Annotated in this window: 20 protein-coding genes; all 20 read left to right on the top strand. The window is 38.2% G+C overall.

The annotated features are described in order from the left end of the window. Positions 1 to 39: 39 nt before the first annotated feature. The 20 genes from pgeF (at position 40) to pyrE (ending at position 21,565) form a co-directional block, all read left to right on the top strand. Positions 40 to 861: a peptidoglycan editing factor PgeF gene (pgeF, locus tag AC6CHV_RS09225; protein ID WP_341331957.1), complete on the top strand. Its 822-nt coding sequence runs from the start codon at positions 40 to 42 to the stop codon at positions 859 to 861. A 7-nt stretch (positions 862 to 868) separates the two neighbouring features. Further along, positions 869 to 1,546, top strand: a complete 678-nt coding sequence (locus AC6CHV_RS09230) for a YggS family pyridoxal phosphate-dependent enzyme (RefSeq protein ID WP_341331956.1) — start codon at positions 869 to 871, stop codon at positions 1,544 to 1,546. A gap of 246 nt (positions 1,547 to 1,792) precedes the next feature. Beyond that, positions 1,793 to 2,227, top strand: a complete 435-nt coding sequence (locus AC6CHV_RS09235) for a cell division protein SepF (protein WP_121446510.1) — start codon at positions 1,793 to 1,795, stop codon at positions 2,225 to 2,227. Between the two features lie 6 nt (positions 2,228 to 2,233). Next, a complete protein-coding gene (locus AC6CHV_RS09240; protein ID WP_099352351.1) occupies positions 2,234 to 2,494 on the top strand; it encodes a YggT family protein in 261 nt (86 codons plus the stop codon). Between the two features lie 165 nt (positions 2,495 to 2,659). Further along, positions 2,660 to 3,433: a YlmH family RNA-binding protein gene (locus AC6CHV_RS09245; protein WP_341331955.1), complete on the top strand. Its 774-nt coding sequence runs from the start codon at positions 2,660 to 2,662 to the stop codon at positions 3,431 to 3,433. A gap of 108 nt (positions 3,434 to 3,541) precedes the next feature. Continuing rightward, complete coding sequence (locus AC6CHV_RS09250) at positions 3,542 to 4,042, top strand: DivIVA domain-containing protein (protein WP_121446512.1); 501 nt, start codon at positions 3,542 to 3,544, stop codon at positions 4,040 to 4,042. Positions 4,043 to 4,628: 586 nt separating this feature from the next. Continuing rightward, a complete protein-coding gene (gene ileS / locus AC6CHV_RS09255) occupies positions 4,629 to 7,397 on the top strand; it encodes an isoleucine--tRNA ligase (RefSeq protein ID WP_341331954.1) in 2,769 nt (922 codons plus the stop codon). A 287-nt stretch (positions 7,398 to 7,684) separates the two neighbouring features. Then, the gene (locus tag AC6CHV_RS09260) at positions 7,685 to 8,059 is read left to right on the top strand and encodes a TraR/DksA C4-type zinc finger protein (RefSeq protein ID WP_341331953.1); all 375 of its coding nucleotides are present in this window, start codon (positions 7,685 to 7,687) and stop codon (positions 8,057 to 8,059) included. Positions 8,060 to 8,162: 103 nt separating this feature from the next. Beyond that, positions 8,163 to 8,651 carry a signal peptidase II gene (gene lspA / locus AC6CHV_RS09265; protein WP_341331952.1) on the top strand — a complete coding sequence of 163 codons (489 nt, stop codon included), beginning with the start codon at positions 8,163 to 8,165 and terminating at the stop codon, positions 8,649 to 8,651. After that, complete coding sequence (locus AC6CHV_RS09270; RefSeq protein ID WP_341331951.1) at positions 8,626 to 9,534, top strand: RluA family pseudouridine synthase; 909 nt, start codon at positions 8,626 to 8,628, stop codon at positions 9,532 to 9,534. The genes lspA and AC6CHV_RS09270 overlap by 26 nt, the downstream gene beginning before the upstream one ends. Before the next feature lie 222 nt (positions 9,535 to 9,756). Continuing rightward, positions 9,757 to 10,305 (top strand): bifunctional pyr operon transcriptional regulator/uracil phosphoribosyltransferase PyrR, encoded by a 549-nt coding sequence (gene pyrR, locus AC6CHV_RS09275; RefSeq protein ID WP_341331950.1) that lies wholly within the window; start codon positions 9,757 to 9,759, stop codon positions 10,303 to 10,305. A 146-nt stretch (positions 10,306 to 10,451) separates the two neighbouring features. Then, a complete protein-coding gene (locus AC6CHV_RS09280; RefSeq protein WP_341331949.1) occupies positions 10,452 to 11,768 on the top strand; it encodes a solute carrier family 23 protein in 1,317 nt (438 codons plus the stop codon). A gap of 288 nt (positions 11,769 to 12,056) precedes the next feature. After that, a complete protein-coding gene (locus AC6CHV_RS09285) occupies positions 12,057 to 12,959 on the top strand; it encodes an aspartate carbamoyltransferase catalytic subunit (protein ID WP_341331948.1) in 903 nt (300 codons plus the stop codon). After that, entirely contained in the window at positions 12,956 to 14,242 is a 1,287-nt protein-coding gene (pyrC, locus tag AC6CHV_RS09290; RefSeq protein ID WP_440273859.1) for a dihydroorotase, read from the top strand. Before AC6CHV_RS09285 ends, pyrC begins: the two co-directional genes overlap by 4 nt. Next, positions 14,239 to 15,339, top strand: a complete 1,101-nt coding sequence (locus tag AC6CHV_RS09295; protein WP_341331946.1) for a carbamoyl phosphate synthase small subunit — start codon at positions 14,239 to 14,241, stop codon at positions 15,337 to 15,339. The genes pyrC and AC6CHV_RS09295 overlap by 4 nt, the downstream gene beginning before the upstream one ends. After that, positions 15,324 to 18,536: a carbamoyl-phosphate synthase large subunit gene (gene carB, locus AC6CHV_RS09300; RefSeq protein ID WP_341331945.1), complete on the top strand. Its 3,213-nt coding sequence runs from the start codon at positions 15,324 to 15,326 to the stop codon at positions 18,534 to 18,536. The genes AC6CHV_RS09295 and carB overlap by 16 nt, the downstream gene beginning before the upstream one ends. Then, on the top strand, positions 18,533 to 19,312 hold the full coding sequence (locus AC6CHV_RS09305; RefSeq protein WP_341331944.1) for a dihydroorotate dehydrogenase electron transfer subunit: 780 nt from the start codon (positions 18,533 to 18,535) through the stop codon (positions 19,310 to 19,312). The genes carB and AC6CHV_RS09305 overlap by 4 nt, the downstream gene beginning before the upstream one ends. Next, positions 19,309 to 20,220 (top strand): dihydroorotate dehydrogenase, encoded by a 912-nt coding sequence (locus AC6CHV_RS09310; RefSeq protein ID WP_341331943.1) that lies wholly within the window; start codon positions 19,309 to 19,311, stop codon positions 20,218 to 20,220. Before AC6CHV_RS09305 ends, AC6CHV_RS09310 begins: the two co-directional genes overlap by 4 nt. After that, the gene (gene pyrF, locus AC6CHV_RS09315; protein WP_341331942.1) at positions 20,220 to 20,936 is read left to right on the top strand and encodes an orotidine-5'-phosphate decarboxylase; all 717 of its coding nucleotides are present in this window, start codon (positions 20,220 to 20,222) and stop codon (positions 20,934 to 20,936) included. The genes AC6CHV_RS09310 and pyrF overlap by 1 nt, the downstream gene beginning before the upstream one ends. Further along, complete coding sequence (gene pyrE / locus AC6CHV_RS09320; RefSeq protein WP_341331941.1) at positions 20,933 to 21,565, top strand: orotate phosphoribosyltransferase; 633 nt, start codon at positions 20,933 to 20,935, stop codon at positions 21,563 to 21,565. Before pyrF ends, pyrE begins: the two co-directional genes overlap by 4 nt. Positions 21,566 to 21,581 lie beyond the last annotated feature (16 nt).

Genomic DNA, 21,581 nt, shown 5'->3' on the forward strand with positions numbered 1-21,581 from the left:
GTCAGATGTGTTGATAAATGTGAATAAAAGGATGTTTTTATGAAGCTTGAACCATTTACTCAAAAGGCAGAACAAGTTTTAAAACTTTCCAGTTGGAGCCATATTTCAGATGAACTGGTTGCTGGTTTTACGACTAAAAATGGTGGAAATAGTGAAGGTGATTTTAAATCCTTTAATCTTGGTTTACACGTAAAAGATGAGGACAACTTGGTTATTTCAAACCGAAAACAGCTTGCAGATATTCTCCGCTTTCCACTTGAAAACTGGGTATGCTCCGAGCAAACACATAAAAATAACATCACTAAGGTCAGTAAAAAAGATCTTGGTTCAGGTGTTTTTACATACGAAGGTAGCATTAAGGATACAGATGGGTTATACACGACAGAGAAAAATATTCTGTTAACCCTCTGCTATGCAGACTGTGTTCCACTTTATTTTTTTGCACCATCTAATCCAATCATTGGAATTGCTCATGCAGGATGGAAGGGAACTGTTCAGGATATTGCTGGAGAAATGATTCGTGTTTGGGGTAATGAAGGTGTTAAACCAGATAATATCCAGGCAATAATTGGACCTGCAATAGGCAAATGCTGCTATATTGTGGATGATTACGTTATAAATTTCGTGAAAAAAATGGACAAAATAGATTCAAAACCATACGAAATAGTGAATGACAACCAATATCGGTTAGATTTAAAAGAACTGAACTATCAGCTGATGGTGAGTGCAGGAATTCCTCCTGAAAATATTCAAGTTTCCTCGTATTGCACGTCCTGTGAGAATCAGAATTTCTTTTCGCATCGAAGGGATGCCGGGAAAACAGGAAGAATGATGAGTTTTATTGGCTTTAAGGAGGATTAATTTTTAAATGAGTGTAAAAGAAAATCTATGCAACTTACAAGAAAAGATTGAACAAGCATGCAAGCGGTCAAATCGGCCAGCCGATTCTGTTTCAATTATTGCTGTAACGAAATATGTAAGTGTTGAAACAGCTAAGGAAGCAATTGCAGCAGGAATTACGCATATTGGAGAAAATCGTGACGAGGGTTTGATTAAGAAGAGAGTAGAAATTGGGAATGAACCAACATGGCATTTTATTGGTTCTCTTCAAACAAGAAAAGTTAAAAACATGATTGAAAAGGTGGACTATATTCATTCACTCGATCGATTATCGTTAGCAGAAGAAATTCAAAAGCGGGCTAGCAGTAAAATAAAATGTTTCGTACAAATCAACGTATCTGGAGAAGAGTCGAAACACGGAATGTCACCGGAAAATCTTGAGTCATTTCTAAAGGAACTTGAAAAGTATCCCTCTGTCGAGGTAGTCGGATTAATGACAATGGCTCCATTTACTGATGATCAAGATGTTATTCGCTCATGCTTTCATAGACTTCGAAAACTAAGAGATGATGTACAAGCTCTTGGTTTGCATCATGCCCCATGTACTGAATTATCGATGGGTATGTCGAACGATTTTGAAATTGCAATTGAAGAAGGGGCTACCTTCATTCGAATAGGTACTTCATTGGTTGGTAAAGAATTTTAACTTTATTCGTCAAAAGTTATAACGTATAAAAATGGAAAATGTGAGATATTATTCAGTTAGATCTAAAAAGTCCGACTGAATAAAGTTAAAGCTTTCGGCGTAGACATGCGATTTTTAAAGGAAGTTATTCGAGCAGTAAGATCAAAGACTAATCCTGTGGCAACGTCTTAATGACCCACTACCTGTGGGCCTAAAATCTGGGCGCAAATACGCCAAGGCTCATTTGATAAGAGAGAGGTGTTACAATTGAGTATAAAATCCAAATTTAAAAGCTTTTTTGCATTAGAAGATGAATATGATTATGATGAAGAAGATTATTTTGAAGAAGAAATAGAACCAACAAAGGCTGTAAAACCAGCTGCAAAACAAAATGTAGTCAGCTTACAAAGTGTTCAAAAGTCTTCTAAGGTTATTTTGTTTGAACCTCGAGTATATGCAGAGGCACAGGAAATTGCCGATCATTTGAAAAACAGACGAGCAGTTGTTGTTAATTTACAACGTGTTCAACACGATCAAGCAAAGAGAATCGTTGATTTTCTAAGTGGAACTGTTTATGCCATAGGTGGCGATATTCAACGCATTGGTGCAAATATTTTCTTATGTACACCTGACAATATAGATGTGTCAGGAAATATTTCTGAGATTGTTTCTAACGAAGATTTTGCTGAAAAGGGGTGGTAATCGAAAATGGGTATTATTTTCGGTATCTTAAGTCAAGCGCTGGTACTTTATTCTTATGCGCTGATCATTTATATTTTGATGTCTTGGTTTCCAAATGCACGTGAATCTGGGATTGGTCAATTTTTAACAAGAATTTGTGAACCATACCTAGAGCCATTCCGTAGATTTATTCCACCACTAGGGATGATTGATATTTCCCCAATTGTAGCAATCCTAGTGTTAAATTTCGCTGGTAGAGGAATTCATGCTTTGCAAAGCATGTTCTAAAAAGGGCCTTCATACAAGGTCCCTTTTCTTTATTTTTTGTTTAGCTCCAGGTGCCATCAGTTCTCTGTCATAAGTCAATCGCTTCGGAAGGTCGGAGTTTTCTTATGATTGTCGCGTAAATCAGCGCGTCTTGAACTTTTCTACTTTAAACGAGGTATTATACATATGAATTTATATCAACATTTTCGAAAAGAAGAGCATGCGTTTATCGATCAGGTGTTGGAATGGCAACAGACTGTCCTGAATCAGTATAGTCTTAGGTTAACCGACTTTCTTGATCCACGTGAACAAGAAATCGTGAAACAAGTTGTAGGAAACGGTGGAGATGTCCTTGTTCATTTTTTTGGTGGAAAAGAAGGACTTGAACGTAAACGAGCATTATTGTATCCATCTTACTTTGAACCTACTGTAACGGATTTCAATCTATCCTATTTTGAGGTGAAATATCCTGTAAAATTTGTTTCTGTTGACCACCGAAAGGTTCTTGGTTCCTTAATGTCTCTCGGTTTAAAACGTTCCAAATTTGGTGATATCTTAACACAGGACGAGCGTATTCAAATTGTTGTTGCTGGGGAGGTTGCTGATTTTGTACGAATGAATTTAACATCCGTTGGTAAGGCAACGATCTCATTATCAGAGATTGCAGCTGCAGATCTGGTATTCGTACATGATGAATGGACTGAGCAAACTGTCACTGTATCCTCCTTACGATTAGACGTTATATTGTCATCTATATTAAATTTGTCAAGACAAAAAGTGCAAGTCTTAATTGAAAATGGACTTGTAAAAGTGAATTGGAAAAAAATCGAACAAACTTCCTTTGAATGTAAGGAAAGAGATGTGCTTTCTGTTCGTGGTTACGGAAGAAGTAGACTTCATTCAATTGAAGGGAAAACGAAGAGAGAAAAATGGAGAATAATTGTGGGAAGACAAAAATAATTGTAAATAATGCAGGAATTTCTTCTTTTTTGTCGAATTGTAAAGTATCATTTATTTAGAGAATGTTTGAAAAACAATCGCATTTATTAATTTTTGGAGGTGGCATTCGTGCCTTTAACGCCATTAGATATTCATAATAAGGAATTTAACAAAGGCTTTCGCGGCTATGATGAGGACGAGGTAAATGAGTTTCTTGATCAAGTTATTAAAGATTATGAAATGGTTATTCGTGAGAAAAAAGAACTTGAGTCAAAACTTTCAGAGCTGAACGAAAAACTAGGTCATTTTACAAATATCGAAGAAACATTAAATAAATCAATCTTGATAGCGCAAGAAACAGCTGAAGAAGTAAAACGTAATGCTTCAAAAGAAGCAAAGCTTATCATCAAGGAAGCAGAGAAAAATGCAGATCGTATTATTAATGAATCGTTAGCTAAATCTAGAAAGATATCAATCGAAATTGAAGATTTGAAGAAACAGTCAAAAGTATTCAGAAACAGATTTAAAATGTTAGTGGAAGCTCAGTTAGACATGCTTAATAATGATGATTGGGATCATCTAATGGAATACAATGTAGAGCCTGTTTTTGCAGAATCAGAAGAAAACTAGTCTCGACACTTGACTCTTTTGTTTAATACGCATATAATTTTAAAACAACTAATTACTTTAATATACTAGCAGCTTTGAAAGGGACAGTAGTTCTTGTCAAACTTATAAAAAATGTTGTTTCAAAAAGGAGGATGGAAAGGACCGAGAAGTTCGAGGCGGCGCAGTTTTGAGTAGCGGAGCGTATGTAGTGAATACGTGAGCAACGGAAAAACAAGCCAACGAAGAAATTCGATGTGTCATTTCCACCGGACTTATTGAACATCCTCTAAAAGCGAGTCAGGGATGGTGGAAGCCTGATATAAGTGATAAGAATGAAAATCACCCTGGAGTTCGGTGCTGAACACATAAATTGATTCAAAAGAGAGTGTCTTTTGAACATTTCTAAGTAAGCATTTCGCGTATCATTCACGTTACGAATGTCGAGTGGACGAATGGAATTTCGTCTATAAGGGTGGTACCGCGAGAGGCCTTCTCGTCCCTTTTTGGGATGAGAAGGCCTTTTTCTATTCTGATTAAGGGTATCACAAATCATCCATACTGTAACAAGCTGCAAATAATTAGGAACTATTATTAGGAGGAAATGGTAATGGAGTATAAAGACACGTTATTAATGCCGAAAACAGATTTCCCAATGCGTGGAAACCTTCCAAATCGCGAACCACAGATTCAAGAACAATGGGAAGAAATGAATATTTATCAAAAGGTTCAGGAACGTACGAAAGGTCGTCCATTATTCGTTCTTCATGATGGGCCTCCATATGCGAATGGTGACATTCATATGGGGCATGCATTAAACAAAATCATTAAGGATATGATTGTTCGTTTCAAATCAATGAACGGCTATTGTGCCCCGTATGTACCAGGATGGGATACTCACGGACTTCCAATTGAAACAGCTCTTACAAAAAATAAAAAGGTTAATCGGAAGGCAATGAGCGTTGCTGAATTCCGTAAACTTTGTGAAGAATATGCTTACGAGCAAATCAATAACCAACGCGAACAATTTAAACGTCTAGGGGTTCGTGGTGACTGGGAAAACCCATATATCACATTAAAACCAGAATACGAAGCTCAGCAAATCAAAGTATTTGGTGAAATGGCAAAAAAAGGCTATATCTATAAAGGACTTAAGCCCGTTTATTGGTCTCCTTCGTCTGAATCAGCACTGGCAGAAGCTGAAATTGAATACCAGGATAAGCGGTCACCATCTATCTATGTAGCGTTCCCAGTGAAGGATGGTAAAGGTGTCTTAGAAGGTGACGAAAAAATCATCATCTGGACAACAACACCATGGACAATTCCAGCAAACCTAGGAATTAGTGTACATCCTGATCTAGAGTACTCTGTTGTTAGTGTTGACAACAACAAATACGTGGTTGCTTCTGCACTATTAGAAGCAGTAACTAAAGAAATCGGTTGGGAAAATGTATCTGTTTTGAAAACATTTAAAGGTCGTGAATTAGAAAATGTTGTAGCCAGCCATCCAATTTATGGTCGCGATTCCCTTGTAATGCTTGGTGAACATGTTACAACTGATGCAGGTACTGGTTGTGTACATACAGCACCTGGACACGGGGAAGATGACTTCATCGTTGGACAAAAATATGGCATCGGTGTTCTTTGCCCTGTTGATGAAAAAGGCTACATGACAGCTGAGGCAGAAGAGTTTGAAGGTTTATTCTATGATGAGGCTAACAAACCAATCACTGAAAAATTAAATGAAGTTGGTGCGCTTCTAAAGCTTTCCTTCATCACTCACTCTTATCCACATGACTGGCGTACGAAAAAACCAACCATCTTTAGAGCGACAGCTCAGTGGTTTGCATCTATTAAAGATTTTAGAAACGAACTAATGGAAGCTGTTAAAGAAACCAAATGGGTTCCAGCATGGGGTGAAACAAGACTTTATAACATGGTTCGAGATAGAGGAGATTGGTGTATTTCACGTCAGCGAGCTTGGGGAGTGCCAATTCCAGTATTCTATGGTGAAAATGGGGAACCAATTATCACAGACGAAACCATTAATCATGTCTCTGACCTATTTAGAGAATATGGTTCAAATGTTTGGTTTGAACGTGAACCTAAAGACTTATTGCCAGACGGATTTACACATGATTCAAGTCCACATGGTATTTTCACGAAGGAAAATGACATTATGGATGTATGGTTTGACTCTGGTTCATCCCATCAGGCAGTCTTATTGGAAAGAGAAGATCTACAACGTCCGGCAGATCTTTATTTAGAAGGTTCTGACCAATATCGTGGTTGGTTTAACTCATCATTATCAACGGCTGTAGCTGTAACGGGTAAAGCGCCGTATAAAGGTGTACTAAGCCATGGTTTTGCTCTCGATGGTGATGGCCGTAAAATGAGTAAGTCATTAGGAAATGTTGTTGTTCCAGAAAAGGTTATGAAACAACTAGGTGCTGATATTTTACGTCTTTGGGTCGCCTCAGTTGACTATCAGGCAGATGTTCGTGTATCCGATGCTATTTTAAAACAAGTGGCTGAGGTTTACAGAAAGATTAGAAATACATTCCGTTTCTTACTTGGTAATTTAAGTGACTTCAATCCTGAAACAGATGCAATTCCTGTGAATGAATTGCGTGAAGTAGATCGCTATATCCTTGTTAAACTAAACAAGCTAATTGATAAGGTAAAAACATCTTATGAAAATTATGAATTTGCAGGTGTCTACCATTCCGTTCATAATTTCTGTACAATTGAGTTAAGTTCATTCTACTTAGACTTTGCGAAGGATATTTTATATATTGAAGCAGCAGATCAACATGATCGCCGTTCAATCCAAACAGTCTTATATGACGCTTTATTAAGCTTAACTAAGCTTGTAACACCGATTCTTCCACATACCGCAGATGAAGTATGGAAACATATCGATTCTGTTAAAGAGGAAAGTGTTCAATTAGTTGATATGCCAAATTCAGTTAAAATTCCAAATGCAGAAGCTTTGGAAGCAAAATGGGATTCATTCATGGAACTTCGTGATGATGTATTAAAAGCTTTAGAAAAGGCGAGAAATGAGAAAGTTATTGGGAAATCATTAGCAGCTAGCGTTACTTTATATCCAAACAACGAAACAAAAGCTCTCCTAGATTCAGTTGAAGAGAACTTAAAGCAGTTGTTTATTGTGTCAGGATTTGAAATTGGTGGATCATATGAAGATGCTCCAGAAAATGCTCAAGTTTTTGATCAAGTAAAAATAGTTGTTGCTGTAGCAGAAGGTGAAACCTGTGATCGTTGTTGGGTAGTAACTCCAACAGTTGGTGAAGACCCAGATCACCCAACGATCTGCTCACGCTGTGCATCTGTTGTAAAAGACAATTACCAAAACTAAATTAGGAAAAACGCCATGAAATCATATGTTCATGGCGTTTTTTTTGCGTAAATTTGGTGTCTTGAAATATTTCATTAATAGAACTGTAAACCAACAATTTGCCTGTCTGCCGTCAAAAATAAATGAGAAAAACGTAGTATGTAATTAGAAACAGTAAAAAACGTCATTTTTATCCTACAGGAAAAACTTGTTGGCTTTAACGGAAACCATTATGGATAATACTATTTCTACTACCTTATAAAGATGTTCTTAAGCATTAATCAAAAGCATGATAAGGAGGCGTTCCAATGAACGATCAGTATGCAGAGATTAAAGCGGAATTGGAATTAACAAAGAAAGAACTCATATCCAGGTTAATGAAGTCAGCACAATATGAGCTAAGTCAAGAACTACTTTTTCAGAATGAACAATCTGAGAAAGAAAAGATTGTAATGAATCATATAAAAGAAGACTTAAGCGATGTCGAAAGAGCTTTAAATAAAATTAATTCCGGCACATTTGGAATTTGCGAAGAGACTGGTGCTGAAATTCCGATTGAAAAACTACGGATACTTCCAACAGCTCGAACCATTTTCGAATTTTCCTTCACTGATTTATATGACAGAAGTAATGTCATACCCCTTCAGCGTAAAAACCATCTTTCTTTAGTCGAGCAAAAGTGAGACCTTTGCTTTTGCTCTGCTTTAATCCCTTAAATAGATTGTACAGCCGTCCATTCATATGCTAAAATTCAAAAGTATAGTTTGTATGGATGGGGGCGTATTCGTGTATTATTATTTAATTGCTTTATTTATCATTTTGTTAGATCAGGTTACAAAATGGATTATTGTCCGTTACATGGAGCTTGGAGATTCGATTCAAATCATTCCTAACTTTTTGTATATAACCTCGCATCGAAACCGTGGTGCAGCATGGGGAATATTACAGGGACAAATGTGGTTTTTCTATATTGTGACCATTATCGTTGTTGTAATGCTCGTTTTATACATACGGAGCCTCAAACCAAAACAGCGCCTGTTCGGCATTGCGCTTTCATTTATGCTTGGAGGTGCAATTGGTAATTTTATTGACCGTATCTTTCGTAAAGAAGTTGTCGATTTTATAGATACATACATTTTTACATATGACTTCCCTATTTTTAATATTGCCGATTCAGCACTTGTAATAGGTGTTGGTTTGATTTTAATTTTAACTATTTTTGAAGGGAAATTAGAAAAGGAGAGAACAAATGAATCAATTCGAACTAACGATTGAGGAACAACAGAAAAATGACCGAATTGATAAAGTCGTTTCAGCTTTTAATTCAGACTGGTCGAGGACACAAGTTCAGTCATGGATTAAGGATGGAAATATAAAAGTCAACGGGAATAATGTTAAAACCAATTATAAAGTTAATATTGGGGACCATATCCATATTGAAATTCCCGAACCGCAAGTCTTGGATGTGGTACCAGAAGAGATGAACTTAGATATATATTATGAAGATGCAGATGTTCTCGTTGTCAATAAGCCAAAAGGTATGGTCGTACATCCAGCTCCAGGCCATGTTAGTGGCACATTGGTAAACGGACTTATGGCTCATTGCAATGATTTATCAGGAATCAATGGTGTTCTACGCCCGGGGATTGTTCATCGAATTGATAAAGATACTTCAGGCTTATTGATGGTTGCAAAAAATGATGTTGCGCATGAATCTTTAGTGAATCAATTGGTCGAAAAGTCAGTAACTCGCAAATATAAAGCACTAGTCCATGGCATCATACCGCATGATCAAGGTACGATTGACGCACCCATTGGAAGGGATAAAAAGGACCGCCAAAGTATGACTATTACGGATGAAAACAGTAAAAATGCAGTGACTCATTTTAATGTCTTAGAACGATTTAAAGATTTTACATTTGTTGAATGTCAGCTAGAAACGGGGCGTACCCATCAAATACGTGTTCATATGAAATATATTGGTTATCCATTAGCGGGGGATCCAAAGTATGGTCCAAAGAAAACGTTAGATCTTGGTGGACAAGCCCTTCATGCAGGGCTATTGGGGTTTGTTCATCCTAGAACGAAGGAATATCTTGAATTTGAGTCTCCACTTCCTGCTTATTTTGAGGAACTTCTTGAAAAACTGCGACATTAGATTTGGTTTCCTCATAAAAAGGATTGACAAATTTCGATAATGAACGTAGAATGAACTTAATTAAATGAGCCCCTTTAAGATCAGTCCCGTGAGGCTGAGAAGGAAACGGAACTACATTAGGATATTTGTATCCTTTTGTATGAATGTCTATGTCCTTTCACTTACGGTGAGAGGACATTTTTAATTTAAAGAGGCAATCAATGTTAAAGTGGGGTGTAAAAAATGACTGAAACTGACAAAGCTGTAGTTTTAGACAATCAAGCAATTCGAAGAGCTTTGACAAGAGTTGCTCACGAAATCATTGAAAAGAACAAAGGGATAGAGAACTGTGTAATTGTTGGGATCAAGACGAGAGGTATTTATTTAGCAAAGCGCATTGCAAGCCGAATTGAACAAATTGAAGGCAAGAAGATTGCAATTGGTGAACTAGATATTACCTTATACCGAGATGACTTAACAACAAAAACAGAGGATCGTGAACCAATTGTAAATGGGTCCGATATACCAGTTGACATTATGAATAAAAAAGTCATCCTAGTTGATGACGTGTTATACACAGGTAGAACAGTGAGAGCAGCACTAGATGCCCTCATCGACATTGGTCGGCCGGCACAAATTCAGTTAGCTGTATTAATTGACAGAGGTCACCGAGAGTTCCCAATTCGAGCAGATTATGTCGGTAAAAATATACCAACTTCTAACTCAGAAAAAATTGTGGTTGAACTAGAAGAAATAGACAATTTAGATCAAGTAACGATTCATAAAAAGTAAATATAATACCCTTTAATGTAGTCCAGAGAGGCTAACAAAGGGGTAAACATTCCTTCTCAAAAGATAGGGATTTGTATACCTCTTTGTGTAAAAAACACAAAGATTTTTTTGTTTTTGGGTATCTTAAAATGAGGGGGAAATTCGAAATGAGTAATGAAAACCAAAAGATAGTATTAGGGATAAAAGATAAACCATCTCCAGGACTATTCGCAATACTGAGCCTGCAGCATTTATTCGCCATGTTCGGTGCAACAATTCTTGTACCATATTTAGTAGGAATTAGTCCTGGTGTAGCTCTCATCTCAAGTGGTTTAGGTACACTAGCATTTTTACTTATTACAAAGGGTCAGGTTCCGGCATACTTAGGATCATCCTTTGCTTTCATCATCCCACTTCAAACAGCAATAGCTGCAGACGGTCCTGGTGCTGCAATGATGGCAAGCTTACTTGCTGGGCTCGTATATGGGATCGTAGCTCTGTTAATAAAAGCAACTGGACATAAATGGCTTGTGAAGATTTTACCACCTGTTGTTGTTGGACCAGTTATTATCGTAATAGGTCTTAGCCTAGCTGGCACAGCAGTTGGAATGGCAATGAATGATGCTAGCGGCGCCTACAGTCTACAGCATTTTTCAGTAGCATTAGTTACATTAGCAATCGTGATTATTGCAACCATCTTTTTTAAAGGCTTTTTAAAACTAATCCCTGTCCTAATCGGGATTATTGGTGGATACGTATACGCATTATCAATCGGATTAGTTGATTTTACTGCAGTAAAAGAAGCAAAGTGGTTTGAATTGCCAGACTTTATTATCCCGTTTGTTTCATACACACCGCAGTTTTCATTAGATATGATTGCTTTAATCGTTCCAGTAGCGGTAGTTACCTTGTCAGAGCATATCGGACATCAAATGGTCTTAAGTAAGGTTGTTCAAAAAGATTTGATTAAACAACCTGGATTACATCGTTCAATTATGGGTGACGGAGTAGCAACGATGATTGCTTCACTACTTGGTGGACCACCAAATACAACATACGGAGAAAACATTGGCGTATTAGCCATCACTCGGATATTTAGTGTATATGTAATTGGCGGTGCAGCTGTTGTGGCGATTGTCTTTGGATTCAGTGGTAAAATCAACGCCTTAATTAGTACGATTCCAACACCAGTTATGGGTGGGGTATCCATTCTCTTATTCGGGATTATCGCTTCATCTGGTTTGCGGATGTTAGTAGATAGCAAAGTTGATCTTGGTGATAATCGTAACTTGGTGATTTCATCAGTTATCCTTGTAATTGGAATCGGCGGAGCATTTATCCGTGTACTTGGTTTTGAGGTACACGGCATGGCATTAGCCGCAATCATAGGTGTTTTACTTAACCTAATCCTTCCTGGCGGAGCCGTTCAGGAAGACGAAGATATATATGAGGCTCATCATGATGATGATAGCTCTGTTGCATAATGCTTCACCTTTTAAAATAACCCAGAGAGGTTATTAAGGGTGTAAGGTTTTTGCGAAAAGGGTGTTTGCTTTCTTATACCCTTATTCAAACAAAACCTTGTTTTACACCCTTACCTAAAAAAGGTAAGGGTGTTTTTAACTTTATTCAGCAGAAATACGCTGATTAAAGTTAAAGCCTCCGGCGGATGCCACAGATTTTTAAAGGAAACTTTTCGAGCCAAGCCCGAAAAAAATCTGGGCAGCAAATACGCCAAGGCGAATTTGATTATAAGAATTGGAGGAGAGAAAATGAATCATTTACTTACGATGACTGAGTTAAGCATTGAGGATATTGACCGAATTCTATTTGATGCGAGCCTGTTTGCCGAAGGAAACAAATGGAAGCTTGAAAAACAAACATTTGTTGCAAATCTATTCTTCGAACCAAGTACACGTACACGCTTTAGTTTTGAAGTAGCCGAGAAAAGATTAGGTGCAGACATCCTACAGTTAGATGAAATGACTTCAAGTGTTCAAAAGGGAGAAAGTCTATATGACACAGTAAAGACCCTTCAATCAATCGGAGCAAATGCAGTCGTGATTCGTCATCCAAGGGATGAGTATTTTAAGGAATTAATAAATGGCATCCATATTCCAATCATTAATGCAGGTGATGGATGTGGTCATCATCCTACACAATCTCTCCTTGATTTATTAACTATTAAACAAGAGTTTGCTAGATTCCAAGATTTAAATGTGTTAATCGTTGGCGATATTCGTCATAGTCGGGTTGCAAGATCCAATGCTGAAGTCCTAACGAGATTAGGCGCAAATGTTCGCTTTTCAGCTCCATTAGAATGGCAAGATGATACTAATCCTAATGGTGAATATGTAGACCTTGATAAAGGCATTAGAGAAGCAGATGTCGTCATGTTGCTGCGTATTCAACATGAGCGCCATGAGTCATCGATGGGCTTAACGAAAGAAGAATACCATGAGCAATATGGTTTAACGATTATGCGAAGCAAAAACATGAAAAAGGGTAGCATTGTTATGCATCCAGCTCCCATCAATCGTGGAGTTGAAATAGCGAGTGAATTAGTAGAAGCACAAAACTCAAGAATCTTTAAACAGATGGAAAACGGTGTATTCGTAAGAATGGCCGTACTTAAAAGAGTGTTACAACAGGTTGAAGGAGGAATTTTAATATGAGCACATTATTAAAAAATGCAAAAATTTTAAACGAACAAGGTGATTTAGTAAGTGCAGATATCAAAATCACGGATGACATGATTGAAGCGGTTGGTGCAAACCTTGATCCAACGAATTGTATGGTAATTGATGTAGAAGGAATGTTTGTATCAGCAGGTTTCGTTGATGTCCATGTCCACCTTCGTGAACCTGGAGGCGAACATAAAGAAACAATTGAAACCGGAAGTCTTTCGGCGGCAAAAGGTGGGTTCACGACAATTGCAGCAATGCCAAACACTAGACCAGTTCCAGATTCAGTTGAACAAATGAATTGGTTACAACAACGAATCAAGGATACGGCTCATGTGAATGTTCTTCCATATGCTTCTATCACCATTCGTGAGCTTGGTCAAGAACTTACGGATATGAATGGATTAAAGCAAGCAGGAGCATTCGCTTTCACTGATGACGGTGTTGGAATTCAATCTGCTGGAATGATGCTTGAAGCCATGAAGCAAGCGGCGGCGATTGATATGCCAATTGTAGCCCATTGTGAGGAAAATACGTTAATCAATAAAGGTTCTGTTCATGAGGGTGAATTTTCGAAGAAACATGGAATCAATGGAATTCCTTCTGTGTGCGAATCCGTACATATTGCAAGGGATGTTTTATTAGCTGAAGCAGCTGGCTGTCACTACCATGTATGTCATGTAAGTACAAAGGAATCAGTTCGAGTCATCAGAGATGCAAAGCGTGCAGGTATCCATGTAACAGCTGAGGTTACACCACATCATTTATTACTATGTGATGAAGACATCCCTAGCCTAGACACAAATTATAAAATGAATCCTCCATTACGTGGAAGAGAGGATCTGGAGGCCCTTATTGAAGGACTCTTTGATGGAACAATTGATTTTATCGCTACAGATCATGCACCACATGCAAGTGAGGAAAAAGCACAGGGAATGGCTCTAGCGCCATTTGGCATCGTTGGTTTAGAGACAGCATTCCCACTTCTTTATACACATTTTGTAGAAACCAATAAAATGACATTAAAGCAATTAGTAGACTTCTTAACAAATAAACCAGCAAACACATTTAAACTACCATTTGGAACCTTAGAAATTGGTAAGAATGCTGATTTAACTGTAATAGATCTAAACGCTACAGAAAAAATCGATCCAGAAAGCTTTGTTTCAAAAGGAAAAAACACACCATTTACTGGCTGGGAATGCAAAGGATGGCCGGTCATGACACTTGTAAATGGCAACATTGTATGGCAGAAAGGAAGTGTTCTAGTATGAAGCGACAGCTTATTTTAGAAGATGGGACCATTTTTGTTGGTGATGGATTCGGAAGTGAGACTGAGAAGTTTGGTGAGGTTGTTTTTAATACCGGAATGACAGGTTATCAAGAAATTTTATCAGACCCATCCTATTGTGGCCAAATAGTAACATTAACATATCCCTTAATCGGAAACTACGGTATAAATCGAGATGATTTTGAATCAATCACCCCAGCAATAAGTGGTTTTATAGTAAATGAAGTGTGTGACCATCCATCAAATTTTAGAAGTCAATTTAATTTAGACGAGTATTTTAAGTCAAAAAATATTCCAGGACTTTCTGGAATTGATACAAGAAAACTTACAAGAATTATACGTCAATATGGGACATTAAAAGGTGCTATTTGTGGAATGGGTGTCAATGTTAGTGAAGTTATCACCCAACTTGGTAATCGTACCTTACCTACTGACCAAGTAAAACAAGTTTCTACAAAAGGTTCTTATCCAAGCCCAGGTAGAGGACATCGTGTTGTTTTAGTTGATTTTGGTATGAAACACGGGATTTTACGCGAACTTAATCACCGTGACTGTGATGTAATTGTCGTTCCTTACAATGTAACAGCGGAAGAAATTCTTCGACTCAAACCTGACGGAATCATGTTAAGTAATGGACCTGGAAATCCAAAAGATGTACCTGAAGCTATTGAAATGATTAACGGCGTTTTAGGAAAGGTTCCTTTATTCGGAATTTGCTTAGGTCACCAATTATTTGCTTTAGCTGGTGGTGCCGATACTGAAAAAATGAAATTTGGACATAGAGGATCGAACCATCCGGTTAAGCACCTACAATCAGGAAAGGTTGCTATTACTTCTCAAAACCATGGTTATACAGTTAATGAAAAGTCTTTAGCTTCTACAAGACTGGAAGTAACACATATAGCACTAAATGATGGATCAGTAGAAGGACTGCGCCATTTAGATTATCCAGCATTCACTGTTCAGTATCACCCGGAGGCTTCACCTGGACCTGAGGATGCAAATAGCTTATTTAACGACTTTTTACAGATGATTGAAAACTTCAAGAAAGTAGGCGAAGAGCTATGCCAAAACGCTTAGATATTAAAACTATTCTAGTAATCGGATCAGGTCCAATCGTGATTGGGCAAGCAGCAGAGTTTGATTATGCAGGAACTCAGGCCTGCTTAGCTCTACGAGAAGAAGGCTACAAGGTAATCTTGGTTAATTCAAACCCTGCAACCATTATGACGGATGTTGAAATTGCAGATAAAGTTTATATTGAACCAATAACATTAGAATTTGTAAGCAAAATTATTCGTAAAGAAAGACCGGATGCAATCCTGCCAACACTAGGTGGTCAAACGGGCTTAAATATGGCTGTAGAACTTTCAAAATCAGGCGTTCTTGAAGAATGTGGTGTTGAAATCCTAGGGACAACTCTTTCAGCGATTGAAAAAGCCGAAGATCGTGATTTATTCCGAAGCTTAATGAACGAACTGAATGAGCCTGTGCCAGAAAGTGAGATTATCCATAACCTAGACGAAGCATACGGATTTATTGAAAAGGTAGGATACCCCGTAATTGTTAGACCAGCCTTTACCTTAGGAGGTACTGGTGGTGGAATTTGTAACAATGAGGAAGAATTGATTGAAATTGTGACAAGTGGATTGAAAAATAGTCCTGTAACACAATGTCTATTAGAAAAGAGTATTGCAGGGTTTAAAGAGATTGAATACGAAGTAATGCGCGATTCTGCAGATACTGCAATTGTAGTATGTAACATGGAAAACGTAGACCCAGTTGGTATTCACACTGGTGATTCAATTGTTGTGGCACCGAGCCAAACATTAAGTGACCGAGAATATCAGCTCTTACGAAACACATCTTTAAAAATCATCCGCGCACTTGGGATTGAAGGTGGATGTAATGTGCAGTTAGCACTTGATCCGTATAGTTTCAATTACTATATTATCGAGGTAAACCCACGTGTGAGTCGTTCTTCAGCGTTAGCATCTAAGGCGACGGGTTATCCAATTGCGAAACTTGCAGCAAAAATTGCAGTAGGTTTAACGCTTGATGAGATGATTAACCCTGTTACAGGAAAAACATATGCAGCCTTTGAACCTGCACTTGACTATATCGTTACAAAAATCCCCCGCTTTCCATTTGATAAGTTCGAGTCTGCAAACCGCCGACTTGGAACGCAAATGAAAGCCACAGGTGAAGTTATGGCAATAGGACGTAATTTCGAGGAATCCATACTAAAAGCAGTTCGATCACTCGAGTCAAATGTTTCTCATATTCAATTAGAGGATGCAACGAATGCTGATCTTGCCACAATTGAAAAGAGAATTAGGAAAGCTGGAGATGAGCGTCTATTCTACCTTGCGGAAGCAATTAGACGCGGCATCACCATTCAACAGATTCATGAATGGAGTGAAATTGATTTATTCTTCCTCCAAAAATTTGAAAATATAATCACGCTCGAAAACACAATACGGGAAAATAAAGGTGATTTAGAAACATTGACGGTGGCAAAAAAGAAAGGATTTGCTGACTCTATCATCGCGGAGTTATGGAATTCAACAGAAATTGAAATTTATGAAACTCGTAAACAAGCAGGAATAGTCCCGGTATATAAAATAGTCGATACATGTGCAGCTGAATTTGAATCAGAAACACCTTATTATTATGGAACATATGCGGATGAAAATGAATCAATTGTAACGGATAAGAAGAGTGTTATCGTTCTAGGTTCAGGTCCAATCCGAATCGGGCAGGGTGTTGAGTTCGATTATGCAACCGTTCATTCTGTTTGGGCGATTAAACAAGCTGGCTATGAAGCAATCATTATCAACAATAACCCTGAAACAGTATCAACTGACTTCAGTATTTCAGATAAGCTATACTTTGAGCCATTAACTATTGAGGATGTTATGCATATCATAGACCTTGAACAGCCTGAAGGTGTAGTTGTACAGTTTGGTGGTCAAACAGCTATCAATCTAGCAAGTTCTTTAGTTAAGCGCGGAGTGAAAATTTTGGGTACGTCTTTAGAGGATTTAGACCGTGCAGAAAATAGAGATAAATTTGAGCAAACAGTTATTTCACTTGGCATACCACAACCTAAAGGAAAAACAGCAACTTCGGTTGACGAAGCAGTTGTCATTGCGGAAGCGATCGGTTATCCAGTGCTTGTGAGACCTTCATATGTGCTAGGTGGAAGAGCGATGGAGATTGTCTATCAAACAGAAGAGCTTCTACATTATATGGAGAATGCCGTGAAAATTAACCCTGAGCATCCAGTACTAATTGACCGCTATTTAACCGGTAAGGAAATTGAAGTAGATGCCATTTCTGATGGGGAAACAGTATATATTCCAGGAATTATGGAGCACATCGAACGTGCTGGAGTACACTCTGGTGACTCGATTGCCGTATATCCACCTCAAACTTTATCAGAACATGTAAGACAACAAATCATTGACAATACGATTGCCCTTGCAAAAGGATTAAATATTATTGGTCTATTAAACATTCAATTTGTGGTCTATAACGAAGAAGTCTTTGTAATCGAAGTAAACCCAAGATCAAGCCGTACAGTCCCATTTTTAAGTAAAATAACTGGCGTACCAATGGCAAATATTGCGACAAAGGTTATTCTTGGACAATCATTACCATCACAAGGGTTTACTACAGGACTACACCCAGAAAGCGAAGGAGTTTATGTGAAGGTACCAGTTTTCTCGTTCGCAAAACTTCGCAATGTGGACATTTCGCTTGGACCAGAAATGAAATCAACTGGTGAAGTAATGGGCAAAGACTATACGCTAGAAAAAGCATTATATAAAGGCCTAGTTGCATCCGGAATCACGATTCCTAAATATGGATCTGTATTATTAACAGTAGCGGATAAAGACAAGGAAGAAGCGCTTGAAATTGCAAAACGATTCCACACAATTGGCTATCAACTTTTAGCAACAAGTGGAACTGCAAGCTACTTACAAAAAGAAAACATTCCTGTTACCGTCGTTAATAAAATTGGTTCAGATGCTCCAAACTTAATTGATGTCATTCGCCAAGGAAAAGCTCAATTTGTTATAAACACATTAACAAAAGGAAAACAGCCTGCAAGAGATGGCTTTAGAATCCGCCGTGAAACAGTTGAGAATGGAGTTGCATGTTTAACTTCACTAGATACTGCTAAAGCAATCGTGAAGGTATTAGAATCCATGACATTCTCAAGTGAAGTGATGGGTTCTCACGTGCAAAAACGTGAGGTGGTACACTCATGATTAAAAAGGAACAAATGAAAATTGTGAGCCACATTCAAATTGCTGAGGATATTTTTGAACTAACATTAGCAGGGGAATTGGTTTTGGCAATGAACGATCCGGGACAATTTGTCCACGTAAAAGTCAGTGATGGAATGGACCCTTTATTACGAAGACCTATTAGTATTGCAAATATTAATCAAGAAAAGCAAGAGTGCACACTGATTTATCGAAGGGAAGGACTCGGCACAAGAGTCCTTTCTGAAAAAAACATCGAACAATTAGTCGATGTGTTAGGTCCACTTGGAAACGGCTTTCCTGTTGAGGAAGTAGGTGTTGGTGAGACAGCCTTGCTTGTCGGTGGAGGAATTGGAGTTCCCCCACTTTATGAATTATCGAAGCGCCTCGTTGCAAAAGGTGTTAAAGTGATTCACGTCCTTGGATTCCAATCAAAATATGCTGTGTTTTATGAAGAAAAATTTAATGGGTTAGGTGAAACTTATATCGCAACAGTGGATGGAACAGTTGGAACGAAAGGTTTTGTAACAGATGTCATCTCTAATAACGGTATAATATTTGACACACTTTATTCCTGTGGACCAACACCAATGCTAAAAGCGCTTGAAGCGGCCTTCCCTGATCGAAATGCATATATCTCTTTAGAAGAAAGAATGGGCTGTGGAATTGGAGCATGTTTTGCATGTGTATGTCATCTTCAAGATGATCCGGAAGGTTATACTTATAAAAAAGTATGCAGTGATGGGCCAGTATTTAAGGTAGGAGAGGTGGTACTATGAACAGACTTCAAGTTGAACTACCAGGTTTATCACTAAAAAACCCGATCATGCCAGCATCTGGTTGCTTTGGGTTCGGAAAAGAATACTCGAAGTTTTACGATTTGAGCACATTGGGTGCAATTATGATTAAAGCAACAACTGTAGAACCAAGATTCGGAAACTCAACTCCACGAGTTGCAGAGACCAGTGCAGGGATGTTAAATGCAATTGGATTACAAAATCCAGGACTTGAGAAAGTCATGGCTGAAGAGCTTCCGTGGCTTGATCAATTCGATGTACCCATTATTGCGAATGTTGCAGGTTCACAAATTGAAGATTATGTCAAAGTCGCAAAGGAAATCTCGAAGGCATCTAACGTTCATGCATTAGAATTAAATATTTCATGTCCAAATGTAAAAACCGGTGGAATTGCATTCGGTACGATTCCAGAGGTGGCTGCAGAACTTACGAAATATGTAAAAGAAGCATCTAGTGTTCCAGTATACGTTAAATTATCACCGAATGTTTCAAACATTGTTGAAATGGCAAAAGCAATCGAAGAAGCGGGTGCAGATGGTTTAACAATGATTAATACTTTAATCGGAATGCGGATTGATCTTAAAACAGGAAACCCAATTTTAGCAAATAAAACGGGGGGCTTATCAGGTCCAGCTATCAAACCTGTTGCAATCCGTATGATTCATGAAGTGAGTCAGGCAGTGTCTATTCCGATTATCGGAATGGGTGGCGTTCAATCAGCTGAAGATGTCCTTGAATATTTTTATGCTGGTGCAAGTGCTGTTGCAGTTGGGACTGCCAATTTTGTGGACCCATATGTTTGCCCGTCAATTATTGAGGATCTTCCAAGATTACTAGATAAATATGGTTTTGAGTATATCTCGGAATGTCAGGGAAGGAGCTGGAAGTAATGCAACGACCGTTAATTATTGCTCTCGATTTTCCAAACTTACCATATGCGAAGGACTTTCTCAAGGAATTTGGGAAAGAGCCACTTTTTGTGAAAGTCGGAATGGAGCTATATTATCAAGAAGGACCATCAGTCATTCACTTCTTAAAAGAACAAGGTCATTCTATTTTCCTAGATTTAAAACTTCATGATATTCCAAATACCGTATATTCTAGCATGAAACGTTTGGCAGGTCTTGGTGTGGACTTAGTCAATGTCCATGCTGCTGGAGGACGGGGAATGATGGTTGCGGCCCGCGAAGGACTTGAAGCTGGAACTACAATGGGGCAATCGAGACCCAAGTGTATTGCTGTCACACAGCTTACGAGTACAACGGAAGAAGTGATGAGAAACGAATTACTAATCGAACGTAATTTGTTAGATGTAGTTGTCGAGTATGCAACAATGACAAAGGATAGTGGACTAGATGGAGTCGTATGTTCCTCTCTTGAAGTTCCGGTAATCAATAAAAAGCTAGGAAACGAATTTATGACAGTTACGCCTGGAATTCGCCAAGCTAGCGATGATATAGGAGATCAAGCAAGAGTTGTAACACCTGAAAAAGCACGAGAATTAGGATCAACTGCGATTGTCGTAGGTAGATCAATCACGCGAGCAAATAACCCATTACAAACATATAAACAAATGAAAGCAGCATGGGAAGGGGTACGAGTATGAATAAAGAAATAGCAGCACATTTATTAGAAATCGGGGCGGTATTTTTACAGCCAAATGAGCCATTCACATGGTCTTCAGGTTTAAAATCTCCTATTTATTGTGATAATCGAATGACTCTTTCTTTCCCACAGGTTCGCAGGGAAATTGCAAAAGGATTATCTGAATTAATTAAGATTCATTATCCTGAGGTCGAAGTTATTGCTGGAACTGCAACCGCAGGGATTCCTCATGCAGCATGGGTAAGTGATGTATTAAATATCCCAATGTGCTATGTGCGAAGTAAAGCAAAAGCACATGGAAAAGGTAATCAAATTGAAGGCAAAGTGGTTAAAGGACAAAAAGTTGTCGTAATAGAAGATCTTATTTCAACGGGGGGCAGTGCTATTACAGCAGCTGAAGCACTTCGTGAAGCAGGGTGCGAAGTATTAGGAATTGTTGCAATCTTTTCGTATCAGCTTCCAGCAGCAACAGCTAGCTTAGAAGCAGCTAATATTTCAGCTCATACCTTAACTGATTATCCAACCTTAATAAATGTTGCGCTTGATAAAAATGTCGTATCTGAAAACGATATTGAAAGCCTAAAGAGCTGGAGAGAAAATCCAGTGGACTGGTATACAACTAAAGCATAATATAAATGCCCTAGGT

The sequence above is a fragment of the Ferdinandcohnia sp. GQ5 genome (assembly GCF_059759275.1).